23 protein-coding genes are annotated in these 22746 nt (G+C 28.8%); 4 read left to right on the forward strand and 19 right to left on the reverse strand.

What is annotated here, in order from left to right; all coding sequences use genetic code 11:
- Window positions 1-4 precede the first annotated feature (4 nt).
- The 17 genes from EDC58_RS09820 to EDC58_RS09900 form a co-directional block, all read right to left on the reverse strand.
- Window positions 5-838 carry a hypothetical protein gene (locus tag EDC58_RS09820; protein WP_123353349.1) on the reverse strand — a complete coding sequence of 278 codons (834 nt, stop codon included), beginning with the start codon at window positions 836-838 and terminating at the stop codon, window positions 5-7.
- A complete protein-coding gene (locus tag EDC58_RS09825) occupies window positions 839-1765 on the reverse strand; it encodes a hypothetical protein (RefSeq protein ID WP_123353350.1) in 927 nt (308 codons plus the stop codon).
- Complete coding sequence (locus tag EDC58_RS09830; protein ID WP_123353351.1) at window positions 1752-2183, reverse strand: hypothetical protein; 432 nt, start codon at window positions 2181-2183, stop codon at window positions 1752-1754. Before EDC58_RS09830 ends, EDC58_RS09825 begins: the two co-directional genes overlap by 14 nt.
- Entirely contained in the window at window positions 2180-3202 is a 1023-nt protein-coding gene (locus EDC58_RS09835; RefSeq protein ID WP_123353352.1) for a hypothetical protein, read from the reverse strand. Before EDC58_RS09835 ends, EDC58_RS09830 begins: the two co-directional genes overlap by 4 nt.
- Before the next feature lies 1 nt (window position 3203).
- A complete protein-coding gene (locus EDC58_RS09840) occupies window positions 3204-3542 on the reverse strand; it encodes a hypothetical protein (RefSeq protein ID WP_123353353.1) in 339 nt (112 codons plus the stop codon).
- Entirely contained in the window at window positions 3511-3744 is a 234-nt protein-coding gene (locus EDC58_RS09845) for a hypothetical protein (protein WP_123353354.1), read from the reverse strand. The genes EDC58_RS09840 and EDC58_RS09845 overlap by 32 nt, the downstream gene beginning before the upstream one ends.
- Entirely contained in the window at window positions 3741-4079 is a 339-nt protein-coding gene (locus tag EDC58_RS09850; RefSeq protein ID WP_123353355.1) for a hypothetical protein, read from the reverse strand. The genes EDC58_RS09845 and EDC58_RS09850 overlap by 4 nt, the downstream gene beginning before the upstream one ends.
- Window positions 4055-6397: an ATP-binding protein gene (locus EDC58_RS09855; protein ID WP_123353356.1), complete on the reverse strand. Its 2343-nt coding sequence runs from the start codon at window positions 6395-6397 to the stop codon at window positions 4055-4057. Before EDC58_RS09855 ends, EDC58_RS09850 begins: the two co-directional genes overlap by 25 nt.
- Window positions 6387-7139: a hypothetical protein gene (locus EDC58_RS09860; RefSeq protein WP_123353357.1), complete on the reverse strand. Its 753-nt coding sequence runs from the start codon at window positions 7137-7139 to the stop codon at window positions 6387-6389. Before EDC58_RS09860 ends, EDC58_RS09855 begins: the two co-directional genes overlap by 11 nt.
- A gap of 9 nt (window positions 7140-7148) precedes the next feature.
- The gene (locus EDC58_RS09865; RefSeq protein ID WP_123353358.1) at window positions 7149-7610 is read right to left on the reverse strand and encodes a hypothetical protein; all 462 of its coding nucleotides are present in this window, start codon (window positions 7608-7610) and stop codon (window positions 7149-7151) included.
- 107 nt (window positions 7611-7717) lie between these two features.
- Window positions 7718-8284, reverse strand: coding sequence for a transglycosylase SLT domain-containing protein (locus tag EDC58_RS09870; RefSeq protein WP_170151146.1), 567 nt, complete (start codon window positions 8282-8284; stop codon window positions 7718-7720).
- A gap of 8 nt (window positions 8285-8292) precedes the next feature.
- The gene (locus tag EDC58_RS09875; RefSeq protein WP_123353360.1) at window positions 8293-8898 is read right to left on the reverse strand and encodes a type II secretion system protein; all 606 of its coding nucleotides are present in this window, start codon (window positions 8896-8898) and stop codon (window positions 8293-8295) included.
- 11 nt (window positions 8899-8909) lie between these two features.
- Entirely contained in the window at window positions 8910-9335 is a 426-nt protein-coding gene (locus EDC58_RS09880; RefSeq protein WP_123353361.1) for a hypothetical protein, read from the reverse strand.
- A gap of 9 nt (window positions 9336-9344) precedes the next feature.
- Window positions 9345-10571 (reverse strand): hypothetical protein, encoded by a 1227-nt coding sequence (locus tag EDC58_RS09885; protein ID WP_123353362.1) that lies wholly within the window; start codon window positions 10569-10571, stop codon window positions 9345-9347.
- Window positions 10572-10585: 14 nt separating this feature from the next.
- Window positions 10586-13204: a hypothetical protein gene (locus EDC58_RS09890; RefSeq protein WP_123353363.1), complete on the reverse strand. Its 2619-nt coding sequence runs from the start codon at window positions 13202-13204 to the stop codon at window positions 10586-10588.
- 12 nt (window positions 13205-13216) lie between these two features.
- Window positions 13217-14422: an AAA family ATPase gene (locus EDC58_RS09895; RefSeq protein ID WP_123353364.1), complete on the reverse strand. Its 1206-nt coding sequence runs from the start codon at window positions 14420-14422 to the stop codon at window positions 13217-13219.
- A gap of 10 nt (window positions 14423-14432) precedes the next feature.
- Window positions 14433-16037: a DHH family phosphoesterase gene (locus EDC58_RS09900; RefSeq protein WP_123353365.1), complete on the reverse strand. Its 1605-nt coding sequence runs from the start codon at window positions 16035-16037 to the stop codon at window positions 14433-14435.
- A gap of 1091 nt (window positions 16038-17128) precedes the next feature.
- Between EDC58_RS09900 and EDC58_RS09910 the strand changes: the two genes are divergently transcribed.
- The 3 genes from EDC58_RS09910 to EDC58_RS09920 all read left to right on the forward strand — a co-directional run bounded on the left by EDC58_RS09910 (window position 17129) and on the right by EDC58_RS09920 (window position 19531).
- On the forward strand, window positions 17129-17443 hold the full coding sequence (locus tag EDC58_RS09910) for a hypothetical protein (protein WP_123353367.1): 315 nt from the start codon (window positions 17129-17131) through the stop codon (window positions 17441-17443).
- Window positions 17444-17521: 78 nt separating this feature from the next.
- Window positions 17522-19168 carry a replication initiation protein gene (locus tag EDC58_RS09915; protein WP_123353368.1) on the forward strand — a complete coding sequence of 549 codons (1647 nt, stop codon included), beginning with the start codon at window positions 17522-17524 and terminating at the stop codon, window positions 19166-19168.
- 150 nt (window positions 19169-19318) lie between these two features.
- Complete coding sequence (locus tag EDC58_RS09920) at window positions 19319-19531, forward strand: hypothetical protein (RefSeq protein WP_123353369.1); 213 nt, start codon at window positions 19319-19321, stop codon at window positions 19529-19531.
- A 283-nt stretch (window positions 19532-19814) separates the two neighbouring features.
- Here EDC58_RS09920 and EDC58_RS09925 read toward each other — a convergent pair whose 3' ends face one another.
- The gene (locus EDC58_RS09925) at window positions 19815-20102 is read right to left on the reverse strand and encodes a hypothetical protein (protein ID WP_123353370.1); all 288 of its coding nucleotides are present in this window, start codon (window positions 20100-20102) and stop codon (window positions 19815-19817) included.
- Between the two features lies 1 nt (window position 20103).
- Window positions 20104-20910 (reverse strand): nucleotide-binding protein, encoded by an 807-nt coding sequence (locus EDC58_RS09930; protein WP_170151148.1) that lies wholly within the window; start codon window positions 20908-20910, stop codon window positions 20104-20106.
- A gap of 784 nt (window positions 20911-21694) precedes the next feature.
- Between EDC58_RS09930 and EDC58_RS09935 the strand changes: the two genes are divergently transcribed.
- On the forward strand, window positions 21695-22746 hold a 1052-nt coding region (locus tag EDC58_RS09935), incomplete at its 3' end, for a hypothetical protein (RefSeq protein ID WP_148045802.1).

Here is a 22746-nt window from a genome sequence, read left to right on the forward strand (position 1 = left end):
TTTTTTAAGGTTTAACTATATATTTTTTACCTTTAAAAAAAATATCACCGAATTTATCATTCCTATAGATAAAATATGTAATATCTTTATATACGAAAGTGACATAATCTCCGTCTTTTTTAATATTAAGCGGTTTTCCGGTAAGTTTTGAATAAAGATATATAACTTTTAAAGGATTAAGCGGTTTTCTATCTATAAATTTATAGACTAAAGAATAATTACTATAAGCGTATTTATATAAAGGTTCCCTATATTTTTTGCTATCAATACAATATAAAGTTCCTTTTATTTTTTTACAATCTTTTTGAATATAGTTTTCAACTAAGATATTAATGCTAAGGTTTCTTCTCCCGTCAGTAAGATATACAATCATATTACCATTTACAAAATCCCTTTTTACCCTAAAATGCAATTCATTCCCCGCGTATATAAAAACATTTGTAGGAAAGCCGGCAATGGCTGAAGTTATCTTAAAGCCTTTTGGAAAAATAAGCTGTGTAATATATTGAGGATTAACATAAATCAAATCGACCGGTTTGATAAATTTAGTTGCCGGTTTCATTAAAATTGAGATATCAAAAGTATTTGTTAAAATCCTGCTTCTTTTTTGATATTTTTTATAGATTTGTTTATACAATTTATTTAAAGTATCGGTATTAAGCTCAAATCGTTTTCTCTGTACATATTTTGGTGCAGGAGAAGAAAAATACGGAATTGATATTCCATAACTTGAATCCACAACCTGATTATTTTGTTGCACTTGATTTTGATTTTGTTGCGTTAAATCATAAGCGAAAATCGTTACCGCCGTAATTAATAAAGTTAATACCTTTCTCATTTAACTCACCTTTTGTCTGATTATTTTTTTAACCTCATCAAAAAATATATCTTCAAGTTTTTCAATCTGTTTTCTATCAAGAGGATACTTTTTTAACAACTCAAAAGTCTTTTTCTTAAAGATTTTCTGAAAATCAATTAACATAGTGTATTTATCTTCTTTATAAAAATCATAATTACTAAGCTCTTCCCTTAACTCATTTACAAAAAAAGTAAATATTTCATTTTCTTTATCGTTATTTTTTATTTTTTCGGGATATAACATTGCATACCTGATAAATTTGTAGTTTTTAAAGAAATTAATAATATTCTCTTCGACAATAGAAGAATTAATCTCAAACACTATATAACTAAGCGGTACTTCTACCGCTTTTTTAGTACTTATTCCTTCAAAACATTCGAGTTCGTTAATTTTTAGTAAAAAAGGATTTTTATTAAATTCGACAGAGTTCATATCTTTTATTTCATCTATAAAAGTAAAATCTACTTTTTTGAGAAACATTCTTATTATCGTTTCACCTTTTCTTAAAAAACTCATTGCTTGATTGTAAAAGTAAAGGGAATTTATTAAATTTCCCTCAATAATATTTTTCTTAACTTTCCTGAGGATATTAAGATAATCATCTATATATGCTATCATCTCGAAACTTTTATATTCCGTTATCTCTTCTGAATTAACTAACTTATTTGATACCTGTATCATAAAATCAAATATCATAGGTATTGAATATATGTTATTAAACCCTTTTTTATCAAGTTCTTTTTCTATAAAATCAAGAGTAATTAAATATTTGACAAAATCGTAATCATTATCGAAATATTTTTTAAATTCAATAAGTTCCTTATTGTTAATAAGCTCTTCTTTTAAAATAAGGTCGTCAAATATTCCGAATATAAGATATAAGGGTTCGTTTTTAACGTTTAACATCTTTAAAAACCTTTAATTCCTCTTTAAAAAGCTCTTTAACTTCATCAAGTTTTGGAAGTTTGATATTTTCATCTTTTACTCTACTATCAAGCTCTTTTACGTTGTTTATAAACTCATTTAACTTCTTTTTATTAAAGATATCCTTAACCGGATAAAGAAAATTAATATATGTCAGTTCTCCGTTTAAGGGGTTTTTAAGATAATATGACACTTGTAACTTAATTTCGTCTTTTGCATATAATCCCTCAGATATATATTTGTTAAGAATTAAGAATTCGTCTTTTTTATCTTTTATATATTTGTTTAAGTCTTTTGATAATTTACTCTTATTTGTAACAAGAAAATCAATCCCTATTCTTAAAAAAGAGCCGTTTAAAACGTTTTTGTTATTAGAGTTAAGGGTAAGTACTAAAATCATTTGTTACCTCCCACGCCGTTAAATAATTGTTGTTGATATAATTTATTATCTTGTTCTACCGCTTTAATCCTATCTTTTTCTATCTCTCCAAATTTTGCATAAACGGAAGCGTTATCCTCTTTTATAACCATTTCGGTATAAAGAAGAGTGTTTTTATTCACCTTAAATAACGGCTTTAGATTGTTTAAATAGTCTTCTCCGAATAATCTTATTAACGCACTTGTAAGCTCAACCAAACCTACCCCCCAATAATCTCTCGGGTTAGGTTTTTGATAATTTGTAGTTACAATAGGTACGGTATTATTATCGGTGTTATAGTATGTTACCTGTTGAGTTTGTTGTGCGTTTTGTAACGCTTTCATATAAGCGGTAGCTTGCTTGTAGGCTATGTCGTTTGCAATAAGCAAACTTTTACTAAGAAGTGTTTTAATTCTTGCACTATCAATATAATCGGCTACATTTAAAGAAGTCTTGTTAGAATTCATAAAATAACCCTGAGCGGTAGCTCTTACGTTGCCTATTTTTACATATAAAGGAAACGCTAAGAGCACTTCTCTTTTATAATCAGGTACAAACTTTGTAAATACCGAAACTTTTTTGTATCCCTCTTTTCCAAAATTCAAATCACATCTAAGCTCTCCAAATCCGTCTGAGCCGAATATTTTTATATCTTGTTCGACTCTACAATATCCACCGACAAAATAATAAACCGGTTTAGATTGAATTTTAGGTTGAGGTTGAGATTTTTGTTTTAAAGTTAAAGTCTTTTTATTGTCTGCGAGAATTTTTGCGTTTTTAGCATATGAAACATATTGCGGAGCTTTTAAAGAATCTTGAATATCGGTAGCTATTACGCTGTCAAGAAACGTGTCTTCTTTACTCTTTTCTGGCTTTATAGCCTCTTTTTTTACGGCAAAATCCGCCGCATTAGATTCTTGTCTTTGTTTCATAATATATTCATAAGGATTAGTTGCTAAAAGTGGTAAAACCGCAATAAATAACATTACTATCTTTCTCATTTTAGTTATCCTTTTGTTTTAAAATATTTAACGCAATACTTTTTTGATACTTAGATAGATTAAAAGTTATCTGTTTGTTTTTAAGAAGATAGATTTTTGCTCTTGTAAGCAATTTATTTAACTCATTAACCTCATCAGATGTGAGTTTCAAGTCATCATTTACATTGTTTTCATATGTTTTTAATTCTTTTTCCAAATTTGTATATGTAGTGTTTAAATAGCTATCAATCTTGCTAAAAGCTTTTGAAACTTGCGGGTCACAAGAAAAATAACAGCAAGCTTGAGTTTTAACTGCAATAAATACTATACTAAGATATAACCATTTCTTTTGGAATTTCAATATCCGCTCCTTTAATTTCTTTTACTCTCCTTACGTTTTCAGCAGGTTTTCCGGCTCTAAGTTCCATTATTGCCTTTGCAATAACTTTTGGATTCAAAATAATCTCTTTACTTGATAACTCTTTTATCTGCTCCGACAAAGATAAAAATTTAAGATAAACGTTTTTCTCTTTTAACTTTTGAAATATCTTTTCTAAGTTCATTTGTTTTCCTCCAATCTTAAAAATTCAATTTTTTGATTTTTTTTTACGTTAAAATTTATTTCGCTAAGTTTCAATAACAACCCTCTCCCGTTTTTGCTTAGAAGAGAATTTATTTTTCTAAGTTGTTTTATCTCTTCTTTTTTCGCGATTAAAATATTTTTATAACTTTTATTAATATTAGACGAATTTTGAATAGTTTTACTAAGTACATCATTGATTTTCTTTTGTGTTTCCCTCTCTACCTCAAAGATTTTAGAGCTACAGCAGCATATAGCCGCATACGAATTCGTAAATAACAGAGCTAAAAAAACTATTTTTCCGAATCGAATAGCCATTGCTCTTCCTCCGAAATTTTCTGATTAAGAGTAAAAAGCCCTCTTTCATATTCAACAAAAGCGTAAAACCTTTTAGCGTATTCATCATAAAATTTGATATATTCAGGATTTTCCGCCCACATATTTTTTAAATCTTTTAAGGCATCTTTTATATTCTCAGGCGGTAATACTATTTTAGTTCCCAAGCTTCTAAAAACATCTTCGGGTAAGTCACCTGCAAATTGAGAAATAAATCCTAAGTGAATATTATATTTTGCCGCTTCTCTTGCAAATTCCGAAAAATTCGATACAAAACTTTTGTATTTAAGATAACTATGAGCCTCCTCGAGATAGTAATAAACGGGAGTAGGTAATTTTCCTTTTGCCTTAAACTCTTTACCTCTTTGTTTATCTTGCTTATATAGCTTTTGAAAAATAAACCAAAACGCCGGGACAAATTCCTTTTCACCAAGAGATTTTAAATCGTCGATATCGAAATAGAAAAATTTTTTAGCCGCATCAAGAGTAAATGAGCTATATCCGTTAAATAACTTATTAGAATTCAAAGCCTTTAACTTCAATAAAGTATTTTCAATGGAGTTTCTTTGCATATCATCAATAGTTTGAGATTGTTTTTTAATTGACAAATAATTGATTAAATCAATTATTCTCGGCTTATTAAGGAAAGCAAAATCACTATCAAGAGGGATATCGGTATTTTTAGTAAATTCATTGTTAAGCTCAGGATGAGCTTCAAATAAATTATTAATAACTTTTCTATACGCCTCATCTTCCATTAATTTATATAAATTAACTCCTTGATAACCATTAAAAAAAACATTATTTATAGCTTCTTTAAGCTCCCCTATCTCAATAGCGTTAAAAGGAGCTATATCGTGCCCTTCAAGGTACATATTCATAATCATAATTGAAAAATCAACCTCTTCAAAATCGGGCACTCCGTTTTTAGCAGAGATATCTAAAAATGAAAACCTAAACTCTTTAAGATTTTGAATAGAAACTACCTCTTTTGAGACATTTGACTCTTTAAGTTTTGAGACAAACTTAATTGCCGAGTTACCTTTGTCAAAATATCTCATATAGAATTCTTTGTTATTCACTCTGTTTATTTTTACATCATAGCGGATAATACCGGAAGTCATTTTTTGTAAGAAAAATGACTTCCCTGCCCTCGTTTTACCTAAGATAAAAAAGTGCGGCGTAGCACTCTCGGCAAAAGAGAATGAAACATAATTATGAGAGATATCTCTTCCCCTTAATACTTTCGGATTCTTAACTTTAAGCTCTTTATTTTTAAACACTTGTGAAATTAGAGGCACTGCGTCCTCAACCGCAATATAAAAATCAAAATCTATATCTCTGCTAAGAATAGGCGTTTTATAAATAAGACTTTTTTTAAAAATCTCTTTTTCTATATATATAGAAGAGTTAAAAAAGCCCGAGATATCAGCTATAATTTTTGGATTGTCAATTACTGCGACAATATTTGCCATAATAATTGAATAGTTATCTTCTTTATTTCTTAGACTTTCCTCAAAATTGATAAACTCTTGTTTTATTTCTTTATTTTTTTCAAATTTTTTAACATCGCCTACTAAGAACTTTGTTTTTCGTTGAATAATGTCTCTATTGATAATAAGTGTAATAGCGATATAACCTTTCCAATCAAGTTTAAACAAATCAAGCAAGTTAATATTATTTAACGATGTAGTATTACCGACTATTTGATAAAGTTTATAGTCTTTAACTTGCTTATATGCCCCTTCTAAAAAAATTTTTTTAAAACCGCAACCGATAGGGTCTATATACGCAGGAGTTTTATCATAAATTATATTTTCGGTTTTTAATCCAAAACTTTCAAAATCGCTTTTATATACATTAACTTGAAAAATATCCAAGAGAGCTTTGATAATAGCTTTTGAAGATAATAATTTTGCTTCAAAAAACCCTGCGATTCTTTCTAAAAGAGCTTTATTTTCGGAAAATAAATAAACGGAGCTTTTTGAAACAAAATCGTAACTTCCCTCAAAATTTACCTTGTTTTTAGTTAAAAAAATATATATATTTCCCTGCTTAAACGCAAATTCTTTTACTATTTGCGGCAATATAGACAATGTTCTTTGGATATTTCCAAAACCTTTAATTTCAACTGCGTAGAGTTTTTTTTGCGGAGTTTTAACATAATTTTTACCCGCATCGACAATTGTAAAAGAGTCGGAGAAATTAAGATAGCTATCTCCGATTTTCTTTAAGATACAATCTCGTGTTATCTCCTTAATAAGAAAAGCACTATCTTTTAAAAACGACTTAATTCCCATTATCGTTCTCCTTTACTTTTACCTCAGAACAAATAAAATATTTTTTTGGAATAAAAATGTTGTGTTTTTCATCTATTTTTATATATTTACCTTGAATATCCTCTTTTTTAGGAAAAATAAAAAAACCTTTCGGAAGAGTGATACCTTTCCCGTTCCATTCAGGATTTTTCCAGATAGGTTCTAAAATAGAACCGATTTTATAAAAATAAACAAGGTTGTCTAAATCCTGTTTTAAAATACATTTAGTTTTTGTAACGTACTTAATTTGAGGCTTTGTTTGCACATTCTGAGTATTATTTTGTAATTTATTTAAGTCAATTACCGCACTCTTATTGTTATCAGTTGTATTAATATCACTTACTTCAACCTTTTCAATTGCACCGGCAGCGGCATATTTTTTGTTTTTTTCATCATTTTTAGGTGGGGGAGGTGTTTGAGGTGCTTGAACTACCTTTACCTCTTTTTCTTTTTTAAGAGGTTTATTTATCTTAGTTTGTTTATTTGCCTCCGCAAGAATTTCATTAACACCTATAAACTTAACAAGGGCTACAAACCCAACAAATGCCGCAATTATTAAACCTATAATAATCAATATTTTTTTTAGAGGAGATTTTTTCTTAATAACTTCCTCTTTAATTTTTTCTTTTTTCTTTTCCGTTTTTTTATCCGCTTTATTTTTCTGTTTTTTGGAAGCCTCAGGAGTATCCAAAACCCCTAAGGCTTGAAGTTTTCTAAGTTTCATAAGTTGCCTTTATTGTGCGGCAATAGATACCGCGTTAGCATATACTTTACCAAGCAACGCCGCAAGTCCTGCTTTAATTGAATTTTTATCGAAAATCATCTGTCCGATAAGTCCTGCGAAGAATAATCCTCCGATAACTCCACCAATAGCAGCTACAACATAAGCTATCATCTTTTCTTTACTTATATCTCTTGTGTCCGTATCTTCTTTTTTTTCGTAATGTTTCTTAACTCCGTACATCAAACCGATAGGAAGAATAAGCCAAGCCAACGCCAACCCGAGAATGAATAATGCTAAAATACCTTTTAAAAGAAACATAAGTATTCCGATTATATTTGCGACAAATCCCTTATCCGTTGCATTTGCCGTGTAATCTTCCGCCTGCGCGACAGCAGGTAATCCAAAGATAATAAGCAACATTATCGCTTTATTGTACGATTGTGAAAATTTCTCTTTTAAAAATGAAACCATTTTTACTCCTTTTTCTTGATTTTAAGAAAATTATACGAATTTTTCCCCGAGTTCAACGAGGTGGTAAAAGAAAATTTTGAAAAATTTTTGAAAATTTTAGAAGTTTTTTACTTTTTAGCAAGAGTTCCGAAAAGTTTAATATATGCAAGATAGAATTTTTTTGCATAAACAGTGCTGCCGTTATAACAAATAAGAGTCTTATATATATTGTAATTGTTATAATCAAAGCACTTTCTTAAAATTTTTGTCCCTTTTATAATTGAATATTCGGGATTAAGCGCAAGTTTTTCCTCAGTTTCGGTTAAATTCTTTGAATTTATCTGCATCAATCCTATGTCATAAGAAGAAACTTTCATTAATTTAAGATTTTCTATAAGCATCTTAGCGGTTTTTTTTGTTTTAGGAGAAACGGAAACGGCTTTACCCCATACGGAATACTTAACTCCGTATTGTTTTAAAAGCTTAATAAAGGCTTTTTTCTTCTCTTTTGATTTGAAATTCGCATTTATACTAAAAGGGTTAAAATTACTTTCGATTTTAATAATCGTATAGATAACTTTTGGGTCAATATTATAATAATTTGCAATTCTTTCTATCTTTTCAGCAAGTCCTCCGCCTATACTCTCAGCAAACAAAAACGAAATTGATAAAAATATAAGAATACTCTTTTTCATCATACTCCTTAGTTCTTAAATTGAAAACCAACTTTTCCGTCGCTATCCGTTCCACTATCTACAAACGCATTTGTCGCATCAGCCGAATAATCAACCGATGAGGCTTTTCTATCAACATTTTGTAGATATTGATAAAAATTTCTTTTAATATCTGTCGAAATTAAATCTTCAATCATTTGTTTATTGCCTTTATAATTGCTACAATCAACATACATATAAAAAATATTGTTCGTATCGGTTGATAAAGGCTCCCTTAGATAAATATAACACCCGTCCGCACTTATGCTATTAAGTACGTCAAGCTTATAAATATAACTTTTAGGGTCCGTTCCCCCAACCGAATATGCTTTTTCCCAACCGATACATTTTACAGCTCTTTGAGCGGTGAGTCCCGTATAGCTATTATCATTACTACAATACCCTCCCGTTCCGTTCGGGTAACCCGTTGTAGCGTCTAAAAGAGCACTACTGACAAATACGTTCATTTTGCTTAAGAATTCATTGTCGTATTTTTCCTTTTGGCTATCGAGAAATTTTTGTAAGCCGATATAAGCAACAAATGAAGCAACTATTAGAGCTATAATTATTTCAATCATTGAAAACGCTTTTCTCATTTTTTACTCCTCTATTCAAGTTCTTTTAAAACGTTTGAAATTAGAAAATTAGTTTTTTCTTTTTGAGAAAAATCAAACTTGTAAAATTTGTAATAAGGATATTTCTTTTTCAACTCATCAATAGATTTTTGAGAAATTTCTCTTTCATCGAAAAAAAACAAAATCGGTTGAGAGAGTTTATTTGTAATAACAAACTTACAATTCTCTTTATTAGGAAATCCCAAATCATTTCTGAGATTAACATTTACAAGTAATGAATAAGGCTCCTGCTTATTCTTTAACATAGTAAGAATTTTTCTAAAAAAATAAACAAGAGCCGCATCTTCTAAAATAATTTTATTATTTTTCTTTCTCCCGACTTCTAAACCAAAAATTATTAAGGTAACAACAAAAGCAAACAAAAAAATAAGTAATAATCTAAAATCTACACACTGCATAATTCCCCTTTACTGCACCGAATTTATAAGCGTATCAATCTCTTTTTGGGCGATATCGTCTCTAAAATCGAGACTTGAAATATAAGCCGCTTTTAAAACGAGACTGATATTTTGATTAGTTTTTTTCTTTTCAATCTCTTTTTTTGCCATTAAATCCGTTACTTGTGCCGAATAAACAATCGACTTATATTTCACATCCGTTCTCTTGCTAACGGGTAGTAAATTTAGTCTATCTTGCGTTGGGGCGTATTGATAAAATTTGCTTTTAGCGTTAAGAATTAAGAGCTTATTAGCATAATACATATCATACGCCTGATTAACAACATTGAAGATATTCTTAATTTCAGGGCTATTAACAACATTTTGCCACTCTTTTGACTCAATAGCCCTTATTTCAGATAAGGTATTTCCTGAAATATTAACAAATTTTTCCGTCAATTGAGAGGTAACTTCCTCATAAATTCCGAGATAATCAGGCACAATCTCGGAAAATTTTTTTGCGCTATCATATACGGACTTAAGCCAAAGTCCTCTATTTTTAGGTAACTCAATTCTGCTTATATCGGTAGTTCCCGTAAATTTTACCGTTTTATCTTGAAGTATTAGGGTTTTTCTATCGTTATTTAACCAGCTTGAAACAGCAGGGTTCGAAGGATTTTTTTTCGCTAAAACAGCATAAAACGAAGGATTTTTATCATCTCCGTAAATTTTAGCAAGAGATATACCGCTTGGTGTTATTATATTACTTAGATTCACATCTGAGATTTTTGCATTCATACTATCTAAAAAACTTATCGTAGAAGAAGTTGCCTTTTTTTTCTTCTTTTTATTACACATTTTATCGTATAAGTCTTTTAAAGGGTTGGTCGCTTTGGCTTCGCAGGGTCCGAGTTTTATCTTAAATTTATCAAAATCCATATCACATAAGTTAAATTTCGGTTTTTTAAAAGTAGGTTTAACACATTTGAAATTTACATACCCCATTGTTATGGAATTAATAAAACTATCAAGCCCGGTAAGTCCCGGTAAATTACCGAGCTTTGTTCCGTTAATGATATTTGAGATGATATCTTTTTTTACACCGATGAGGTCGGCAAGCTTTGAAGTTGCATTCTTATTTATCTGTTTGCTTATTTGTTCTTTAACTTGGTCTCTTATCGAACCGAAACTCAAACTCATTCCTGCATTAGCGATACTTATAATAAGCAAAAAAATTAAAATTTTTCTTAGTTTCATATTTACCCCTTTTTTTAAATAGGATTAACATATTTTTCGGTTTTTGTTACGGCTTGACTAAACAATGTTTGCTCTTCATAACCGAATTTTTTAAGAATGTAATCAGTCCCTTTAATAATCACAAGGAAACCGACTACATATTGAAAAAGAATACCGAGTATTTCACCTACCGACTTGATTGAATCGACATATAATATGCCGTTTATACCTGCTCCGAGTCCTTTTAGTCCGTTATTGCTTGCAACAATAAGATATTGCACAAGAGTTTCATTTATATTGAAAGTGAGTCCTAAAATGAAATAATAAAGTGCCATAAATAGTCCCATTATCAAAATTGCTAAATAAACTACAAATACAAGAATAAAAGGTTTAAACATAAGCATAACACCCTCTGCAAGATATTTTTCTATTCTTTGTCTTGAATTTTTTTGCACGCTCCAAATAGGTACAAAAACTGACAATACAAAATAGAGTAATACGTCTTTAAAATAAAAAACAATTTCTAACAACACCATTAAAGTAAAACCGACAATCAAGATAATTTGAAAGCTAAGTTTCCACAACCAAAATGAAATGAAATAAGCCGCTACCGCAATGAGGAGATATTTAGTCTTACCACCCAAAAATGCAAGAATTTTAGTAACAAGAAACACTTTTTTAAGGAGTTCCCCAACTTTAATTACAAGTTTTTTTATTATAGTCTCTTTTTCTTTATTATTGTTATCGCTATTTTGAAACATTCCCGATAAAATTTTATAAGTGGCTTTATAATACTCCGCATAAAAAGGTAATATAAATTTTGTCCCTATATTTACCATATAACCAAGTCCTTTACCTATACCCGTTGCGGTAGCAAGTTTAGTATCGGAAAGCACCCCGCCCGTTTCATAAGGAGATTTGAAATTGAGGGATTTCACATCATTTTCGGCAATTTTATTCACCATTTCTTGAGTAATCCCGTTATCAATGAAGAGCTCTGCATTGCTTGCAATGAAATAATTCATAGGAGACGAAACCATTGCAATCCAACCATATCTTTTATTTACCATAATTTGTGATAAAGTATAATATTTCATAACAATCGGAATATTTTTTTCATAATTTTGTAACGTTGTATTAAGGGCTAACATATCCGTCATAATGAGATTTTTTTCTATCACGAAATTTTTTGCAAGGTTTAAACAAGATTTGTAATCTATTTCATCAGCTCCGGTAAGTTTATAATAAGGTGAATTTTTATATATATTAGGGTCGCTCATTTGTAAAGACTGAGCCGATAAAGTCAAAAATTTTTCAATTGAGCCTGCATAATTGTAATATGCAAGACAAGCTTTCATCATCGGCTCAGTTCTCCATAAAATATACAAATTCCTCAAGTCTTGCAATGACTGAGAATATACGTCAATAGGGTTACCCATATTTTCTTTATGGAGTGCATAAGTTAAATACGCAGCAGTCGCAAAGTCGTTTGTAATAGTGGCTATTTTATCACCCGTTGCTAAAGCTTTTCTGATAAAAGTCTTAGCGACCGTATCATTTTTATAAAAAACTTCTTCACCATTGTTGTTTTTCGTAATAGGTGATAAAAAGAAAATAGATACTGACATAATTACCGCACCGGCTCCCAAAATAAAATCAGGATTTTTATAGCTTACCTCATCACGATTAAGATATGTATCTACCCCCTTGATAAAAAGCATTTTCCCAAACACATATCCGCCTAAAAGAGCAAAAATGAGCAATACTGCATATCTGACAGCTTTATCCATTTTTGACATAAAATCATAATAAAATCCCCAAAGTTTTAAGTCAAAAATCTTATTCCAACTCGATAGATGAAGACTCAAATTTCCATTGACAAGTTGGATGTTGTCAGTCGTAACTTTTGTATGATTTGCAAACGGGTTAAGTGTATGCAAAACCTGCCCTATTGCTCCTATTACCTGAGAAAATTTTTGTCCGAACGATTGAGAAAGATAAAAGTTTGTAGTATTTTTATACCATTCGGGATTAATTTCAATTTGTCCCGTAGCAGGGTTATACCCCTTAATTACTTCGGGGTCAAGTGTAATTAATGATATTAGAAAATGCGAAAAGGTATATTTGTCACTTTTTTCCGCTCCGGGTTTAAAATGTGATTCTATTAAGTATTTTTTTATCATTTCGAAATCTTCTTGAGCTACACCTGCATTTGAAGAGAATTGATTTTTTTGCACTTTTTTTAAGTTATCAAGAAAAGTATCAAAATCCATTTTATCAAGCTCATCTTTTGTGAAAAAATCCATATATTTCATATTTTTAACAAATTGTTTCACAGCGAAAGTTAATTGATAATTTTGAATTGCCGGATTAAATATCTTATCTGCCGCATTTAATACTAAATATGAATTTTTTAACGTATAGGTACAAGTCCTAACAACTTTTCCGTCTTGCATATACGAACAGACATAGCTTGGAGAATTGTAAGAAAACAAAGACAAAATCGCTTTGTATCCGGGTTTTTGAGGACAATAGAAAACATTTTCCTTATTTTCTATAATTGTTTTACCGCAGAAATTATCAGTCTTCGTCGCAGCAGTGGTTGCGGCATTCAAAAACAATAAAGAGAAAAAAAGCAATACAATTTTTTTCATTTTTTATCTCCTTTAAGATATTTCAGTAAAGGCTTTAATATCAAAAGCTGAATCCGAATAAATATTATTTTGAGAAAGCATTTTTTGAATAGAATCTCTTGCGCTAAATTGTATAGGGGTTATTTCCTTAGCGCTTATTGAAATTAAATCGTCTAAGTCTGTTATTTTGTTTATAAGATAATTAATAAATAACTCCTCAGTAAAAACGTTAATTTCAGCAGGTGTGTATATAAACTTATCGTTATCGTTTATAACTTTATATTCCTGCAATAAAACATCAATTTTTCTTATAAGATTTTCGATTTTTATGTTCTTAATAAAGCTTACCTGTAAAATACTCATATACTTTTCAAATTTTCTTATATTCATAGAAAAATATAAAGAAAACATCTCTTTTGCACTTTGCATAGACGGAAAGTTTAAGAAATATAATTTTCTAAATCTCCCTTTTCTTAAAAATTCGGGATTATTGTCCCTTATTTTTGTAATATTGTTAGCAGTAGCTATAAATACAAGCTCTTGAATATTCTCTTTAACAATATCGTTCAAAAGCGTTAAGAGTCTTCCAAGAACTTGCATTGAGCGATAATTATTTGTATCAAATACTTTCTCAATTTCGTCGAGTAGTAATACAAACTTATCCCCCGATTCCAAAAGAATTTCAAAAACTTTAAGCAGGGTTTTTGAAGGGTTATCCGTATAAGAAATATATGACAAGTCTAAATCTACAACCTTTCTTCCCGTTTCACCTGCAAAACATTCGGCAAAAAAACTCTTCCCTGTTCCCGGAACACCAAATAAAAAGATGCCGCCTATTGTCTGTCCCATTTGCTCCATTTTTCTAAACATTTGAGCATCGTTAATAAGTTTTTTAGCCCCTGCCATATTCTTAAAAGCAACTTTAGGTTTGTAAATTCTTAAACCCAACCTTTCTTTTAAAACCTGCTCTTCTCCAAGATATTCAATATTTTCATCCGTAATAAAATCATCAAAATCAACAACCGAGAAAAAGCCGTAATTGTCAAATCCTATTTTTTCGGGATAATAAGGAGCAATAAAAACAACATCGTTTAAAACATTAGCAATAACGTCTTTTTTTTCGGGCATATATATCGGTTTTTTACCCGCTATCTTTTTTCCGGTTTTTTCATAGAACTTCTTTGATAGATGTGTTAAATCTTTATATAAAGAATTATTATGAGTCACTATCCATATCAATTTAATTCTCCTACATATTTAATAAATTTGAATTCTCTTTTTCAATTTTTATTTTCTCAGTTTCAAAGAGAGAAATACTATTTTTAAGCTCAATTTCGTTATTAACTCCTGTTATTATATGAATTTTTCCGTCAGTTCGAAGAGTCCCTAAGAGAATTTTTTTATTTTTTAAGTATTCATATTCGGCAAGAGACATTAAAGTATTGTCGTTGTGCTCCTTATCCCCCACTTTTACAAGCAAATAATCATTTTTAAATTTGCCTACAATTTCAAGCTCCGCACTAAACGGATAAGTTATTTTCTCTTGAAAATCAACCCCTTGAGACTCTTGAGCGTATAATTTATTCAATTCCAAAACTTCTTTCATACTAAGCGGTTTATCAATAATTGCTTTAAACTTTTGTTTTTCAAAATGGTAAGTATTTGCAAGCTCCTCAATTTTTTTTATAAAATCGTTTAAAAAGTCTTTTTTTAATTTAAAACCGCAAGCGTCGTTATGTCCTCCAAATTCAAGCGTAGGAATACCAAAAAGATAAAAGAGATTCTTAACATTAAAACCTCTTGCCGAGCCTACAATTTCATCATTTCTTTGACTTGCAATAATTGAAACCTTATGGAAAGATGAGTTAATTTTATTTGCAATAAGTCCGTTAAGTCCCGTAGGCATTTCAGGGTTAAAGTAAAACAAGAAATATTCATTTTCGATTTTGTTCTTATTGTTGTTATTGCCGATAATATCAAGATAGTAATAATTTACAAGTTTAATTTTCTCTTTATTATTGTCTTGAAGTTTTTTATGTGCTTCTTTAAACTCTTTAAAAGAAGCAGGGTTAATAAATTGTTTAATATCGTCTAAATTTTTTTCCATTCTTGAATATGCATTTATAGGACTTACAATCTTATAGCTTATTTCAAGTGAGTTAAACTCCTCGAGTAAGGAAAACATAGGTACTATAACTCTTTCTTTCATATCGTTTAGAGCATTAATAATAAATTCTCTATTATTTTGTGTTAAGTTTGCCATATCCGAAATCAGAGTCACCGCAGCAAGTTGCGCATAGGCGTTAAGCGGCGGTGAAAATTCAGGCAGATTAAATATCTTTTTGGCATTAGGAAGTAATAACTTTTCAATAATGTCATATACTACCCTACCCCCTGAAGTGGAAATATTACTTCTTTGGATATTTGGATTAATAATATAATCATAATTATTTTTTGTAGGGTGGTGGTCTATTACTACAAGATTTTCAATATCTTGAGATAAAAACGGCAAGTCACTTCCCATATCGGTAGTGATAATAAGGTCGTACTCATTAGATAATTTTTGATACTCTTCATACGTAATACCAAATCCCGAATCTCTATTTGAAAAAATCAACTCCACATTAGAAGAATTACCCATTTTATGATAAAGAGCATATAAGAAATGCCAAGCAATAAAAGATGAGAAAATTCCGTCCACGTCATAATCGCCAACTACTACAATTTTTTTATCTGTATTAGCCGCATTTAATATCTTTTTAGCTCCTTCTATAAGAGAAGATTTTTTATATGTTAAATTTTCTCCTTTTTTAGATTTTAAAAAATTTAATATCTCTCTTAATTTATCTTTCATCTATCATCTCCTATGAACGTTTTTTTCAAATTATATTTTGAACTTTTCTCTTTTAAAGGAGAGGCGCTATATTGTATATATTGTAGAGAGATGTAAATATTGTAATTAATATATTGTAATAATATTGTATTTATATTGTAGGAGCTTTTTTTATTGTGCTAAAATCCAAAATATTCCCTAAATCTCGAGAATAATTGAAAGGTAGGCTATCAGCCAAAGGTGGTATAAAAAATACCAAAGGTGGTATAAAAAATACCAAAGGTGGTATAAAAAATACCAAAGGTGGTATAAAAAATACCAAAGGTGGTATAAAAAATACCAAAGGTGGTATAAAAAATACCTAAAAAATACCAAAGGTGGTATAAAAAATACCAAAGGTGGTATAAAAAATACCAAAGGTGGTATAAAAAATACCAAAGGTGGTATAAAAAATACCGAACTAAAAAAACAATATTTTTTATTATAAATAGAACAATAAGTTAGTTAAACGGCTAAAAAATAGAAAATGGAGGTAAGAATTAAAATATTTTGTTAATAATGTCTTTTGCTTCTTTGTTTTTTTCGATTATAAAAATAAGTGATAGTATTCCTATAAAGACTCCGGAGATATAATACTCTCCTTTTGTAAAGAATATAATAGAGGGAGTGATAATAAAAAGAATGATAAAAAACAATTTAGCAAACACCATATCCCTTTTTTGCAATTATAACAATAGTTTCCTTTATCTGGGAGTTTATGTGTAAATTTCTATAAATTTGTAAAAAATAAGCATATGATAAGCACAATTTGAGAAAATTATGTTAATATTTTATAGGCAAAAAAAAGAAAGGGGTAAAATGTTGTTAAATAATGAAAAAATAAAACTTTCAAAAGAAATTTTTCACGGGATAATTGTATATGTAATAGCTATTTTTCTTTACACTAAGGGGCTAAACCCTTTTAAGGCTGCTGTTTATGGAGCTATATACGGGGTTTTTGTTTCATATATTTATCTTTTTATAAAAAAAGAAACCCCTATCACATTTTTTACCTTATTCGGAATATACGCTTTTTTTATTAGCGGCTGGTAAAATCAAAAAAAGGAGTTTATATGACACTAAATGAAATTTTTAAAAATTTTCAAATAGATGAAAATAAAAAAGTTACGGGAATTTTAAGAGAATTGTTTCCGTTTATAGAGGAAGCAAAGAAGTATTATGAGTTAAAAAATATATACGATTTTTTAAAAACAGAAAAGGGGTTGGATACAACCTTTAAAAACTTCAAAACGACATTAAGCAGAATAAAAAAAGAAAAAGAAAAAAAACACCCTTATGAAACTGAGGAGTTTTTTGTCATCAGGGTGAAAAACCCTGAATTTAAGAAAGAATTAGAAAAATTAATAACAAAATTCAAAAAAGAATAATTTATTTTTTTTCACATTTCACCGATAGAGGAGAAAAGTTAGAAATATAATTTTAAAAAAATTGGGAGAGGAGTTACGATGAATATTGTAAATATACCAAACAAAGTCATATATGACTTATATAATAAGGAAATGACGCCTTTACAACGACGTTGCTTCCTTATTTTCATTCAAAATGCAAAACATCAACTAAAAGAAATAAAAAAAATTAAAAAAGATATCATAAAAGAATCAGCCGATTTTCCTTCTTTTTGGGAACAATATCTAAATAACAATATTTTGTTTTTTACTTTTTCGCTTAAAGAGTTGAAAAGGTTAGTAAAACTTGGAAAAAGACCCGAAAAAGAACTTATAAAACTCCTTTACGAAATGAAGACAATCGAATTAAATACAATCGAAAAAGACGGAGAAATAGGAATTTATAAAATAGAAGATATCTTAGATAAAACTACGGGATTTGAAGAAATTAGGCTTGGACAAGTAGTCCCGGAAGTTGTAATTACAAAAGATAATGTCAAGTATGCACTCTCCCCTCTTATTGTAAGGGAGATAGATAGTATGTCAAGCTATACGAATATAAATTTGGAGAATTATAATACCTTTTCCTCCCCAAAAGCTCAAAGAATTTACGAAGTTCTATTAGATAAATTTTTATCGCAGCAAAGATTTAAAAAAGAAGAAGAAATTTTGACGAAATGGTTTGATGTTTCTTCTTTATATAAAATATTAAACGTTAGAAATAAAACACCTTATAAAGATTTTAAAAAATTTTACATTAAAAAAGCAATTGAAAATATAAATAAAAAAGAACTTGAATTTAAAATAGTTTCTTTTGAAGAACACAAAGAGAACAGAAGAATTACAAAAGTAAGATTTATATTAAAAGCAAATAAACAAAGTAAAAATCTTTTACAAAAAACTTCAAACCCGCTTGAAATAATAAGAGAAAAAGTGCAAAATGAAGAAATAACATTTGCCGAATTTGTCTCTTCTCTTAGAAAGCTTAGAAATATTCAAATTTGTAATAAATTACCTTTTTACAAACCTTATTTAGTTTTAAGGGTTAATAACTTATCATTCTTAGAATTATATAATCCTGAAAATAATGAAGTTATAGAACTTGACAATAAAGATGTAAATAACATCAGAAAATATTTATATGAAAATCCTAAGAAGATAGGAGCAATTGAGAAAATTGACGTTGAGGTAGAAAAAATAAAAGAAAAAACGATAGGAAAAATTTATCATTTTAAAAAGAAAAAATTTAACTATTGCGTAAAGATTGAAAATGTTAAGAAGGAAGAGAAACAAATAACATTTATCGGAACCGAGTTAATTACCGGCAAAAAAGATTTCTATATGAAAATAAACAAAAACGAACTCGATAAATTTATCTCTTCTCTTAAAAACGAAATAGACATAGAGGAAGTAAAAAAAGAAAACGAAATTATTAAAGAGGAAAAATTAAGGGATTTTTATCAAAAGCATATAAACAAAGTTGAAAGTTTTATAAAAGAGTTAGAAAAAAAATCCGCTGAAATAGCGAATAAAATGCTGCAATATGATGAGAGCTCTAAAGAATATGAGGAATTAGCTAAAGAATTAACTCATAACGATAGTGTTTTAGTTTCTTTTTCAAATGCTTATTATAATAATGAGGTATTTCGTTTGAATGCAAAAAATCTTGAATTGTTTGAGAAGTATGTCATTTCAGGAGAACTATAAATAAAAAAATTATAAATACAACGTAGAGAAATTTTATTATGTTAATGGTGGAGCCCCTTTTTCTCCCTGACTTCTCTATCTAAAACCCTTGACAAATATCCCCATTAAGTATATAATAAGCAAAAAGTAAGTATATTGAAAGGGGTAAATATGAAAGAATTAGAAAAAATTGTAGAATATATAGAACAAATAAAAATAGCAACCGAACTGCAAGCACTTGAAATTGATAATTGTAAAAAAATGCTTGAAAAAAACGAATTGAGCTTGGAGGATTTAGATTTAAAATCTGCTGAGCTTATTGATTATTTTGTTGATAAACTTGACGAAAGTATAAACGAGCTTATTAAAAACAAAAATAAATAAATAACTTCTTCTAAGCTCTCCTTATTCTTCTTTTACAATTTAAAACAATAAAAAAATATAATTTTTTTATAAAAGAATGTTATTTTTTATTAAAAAATTTATAATTTAATATTTAAAAAATATAATTTGTTTATGTAAAAATATAATGTTTGTAATAAAAAGTATAATTTTTCTATAAGAAAATATAATTTGTTTATAAATAAGTAAGTTAAAAATATAATTTATTTATTAGTGAATTATAAAAAAATTATATTTTTTTTGCAAAAAGGAGAAAAAGAACAACTTAGTCTTCATCTCTAAGTTGTTCTTGAATTTTCTTTAATGGGTCAAGTGGATTTATTTCCGGAGCTTGTGTATCTTGTGTAGTTTGTGTAGTTTCTTTTGGTTCTTCTAAAATTTCTGATTCTTCTTCAAGAAAAATATTTGAAAGCTCGGGATTGAGTTTTATTTTTCTATAATACTCTTGAATCGCCTCCCTAACAAAAAGAGAGCGTTTTGATTTCTTTATCTTTTTTATAATTATTCTTTTTTCCGCTTTTGAAAGAGTAAAACACATAGTTTCGTTTTTCATATTAATCCCTTTCGTTTATTTTAGTAACAAAATTCTTATTGATTTTATCGAGGTTTTTTGAGTATTTGTATATTTCTTCCGCTTCTCTTAAAGTTTGTTTAAATTTTTTATACTTTTCTGTCATTTCTTCATTATTATCTTGTTTGAGCTTTTCAACAAACTCTTTTATAAGTTTATCTTTATCTTTGATAAGTTCCTCTATTGAAAGGAATTTATCAAGCAATGCCGTTTTTTGAGCGTCAAAGATTTGAAGAACACTCCAAAACGGCATAAAACCGAAATCTTTTATTTTTTGCAAAGTATCCGCATCAATAGCGGATACACCAAAAGTCTCATTTCCATATATGGAAATAAATTCTTTTTTTATTTCATTTTTATTAAAAATTCTTGATAAAACGACATAGATTTCCGGATTTGGAAATCTTGTAGAAATTTCCTCTATTGTTTGAGAGAGGTTTGTTCTGCTTTGAAGATTTTGGTCAATAGGGATGATGAACTTTACGGGCACCATTGCTTCTGAAAGAGCTTTCAAAACTCTTTTTGTGTCATCACCCCCACCTGCGTCGATGATATTGATTTTGTTTTCATCGACGAGGCTATTCAACTCAACCTCGTCGATTGCGTCGTTTGTTTGATTAATTCTGAACTGCTTTATTTTAAAATTCTTTGTTTTGTAGTCTATCTTATTATTATTATCTATATGATACAAAGTCATTTCTCCCTTATCTCTAAATAGATAAGGAAGCATATGAACTGCTATCGTTGTTTTTCCAACTCCGCCTTTTGTGTTTAGTACAACTAAATTCATTTTAGCTCCTTTTTCTTTTTTTTTGTTAAATAATAACATCTTAATTGCTTTAATGTCAATAAAAAAATTATATTTTTTTATAATTTATTTATAATTTTTTTATAATTTATTTATAGTTTTTTAATATTGAATTATAAATTTTTTAATAAAAAATTATATTTTTTTATAAAGGAATTATATTTTTGCATTAATAAATATAATTTTTTAATGTTTCTATTATATTTTTTTATAAAAATATTATATTTATTTGATAAAACATTATATTTTTACATAAATAAATTATATTTTTACATAAACAAATTATATTTTTTAAATATTAAATTATAAATTTTTTAATAAAAAATAACATTCTTTTATAAAAAAATTATATTTTTTTATTGTTTTTATATAAAAAAATGTTAATAATTTAATACTTTTTTATAAACGAATTATATTTATTTATAAAAAAATTATACTTTTTATTACAAAAATTATATTTTTCATTTATCAAAGCTTATCAAAGCTCTCAATCTCCTAAAAATTCCCTAAAAAGGTTTAATTATTAAAGTTTAAAAGACAAAAAAAACTTTTTTTAAAGCAAAATTTTTAATTTTTCCAAAAAATTTTTTTAAAGAAAAAAAGGGGCTAATGTGTATTATGCTATACACATTACCCTTTTACGCTAAGGTTGTTTTAGTAATTTCAGTTTAATTTTTGTTAAATTTATGTTAAGTCATATTGAATTTGTAACGATAATAAAATAAAATTTCGTTAGCGGTAGCTTTTCAGCAAAAGGAGGAGAGAGATGAATGGTTATATAGTAGGGGCATTATTAGCCACTACACTATTATCAGTCACGGCTATTGAAAGTGTAGTGGCAAATCAAAAAAAGACGGAAGAGTTAAAAGCGGTAGTTAGTACTGCTCAAAATATCAACGAACTGCAAAATAGAATGGTGGCTCAAAGCAATTTTTATAAGCTGCCATTAACGCACCCTGAGAATTTGGAAGTGTCAAAACTTGCAATTAACGCAACGGCTCACGACAGATTGTTACTAAATAAATTACAAGCGGCAATGGCTATCGCAGTTGATAAATACAACAACGAACATCCAAGCTGTGCGTTACTTGCAAGAACCGGAAAAATTACACTAAACGAGTGTAAAGAAATTACATCAAAGAATCTTGACTTTGTAAAAATCGAAGACGGGGCGTTTGTAGTTGAAACAAAAGACCCTGAAACAGCCGATAAGATTGTTAATGTTATTTCGCACACCACAAACGTAGCGGAAGTGGATAAAAAGACAAAATCAGTAAAAACAGCTGACGTTGAAGTGGCTCAGAAAGCATATGCCGCAAAACAAATCGCAAAAGCCACCGCGGATATTAAAAGGCATATGAGTGAGCTTACACCTGAAGAACTTGAAGCTCAACTTAATCGTATCGTTAAAGCGGGTAAAGACGCTCCCGAAACGGCTAAAAAAGCTATTGATGATATTAAAAACTTAGTGGTTTCAGGTAATTGGGAGAACTTAAAACCCATTATAAATGAAAAAGCAAACGAATTGCTTGCAAACACAGCTGCATTAAATTCGGTTTCAAGTCCGATTATTGATTCAAAACCTTTACCTGATACGAAAGAGGGTGAATATGTACCTTTGCCTATCGAAAAAGCACCGATTGAGTCAATCAGTATTGATAATAAGTTTCCAACAACACCAAACACTTCCGTAGAAGATAGCGGGGGTGTAAATACAATCCAACCTATCGAAAAAGCACCGATTGAGTCAATCAGTATTGATAATAAGTTTCCAACAACACCAAACACTTCCGTAGAAGATAGCGGGGGTGTAAATAC

This window comes from Caminibacter pacificus (assembly GCF_003752135.1).
Classification (GTDB): domain Bacteria; phylum Campylobacterota; class Campylobacteria; order Campylobacterales; family Nautiliaceae; genus Caminibacter; species Caminibacter pacificus.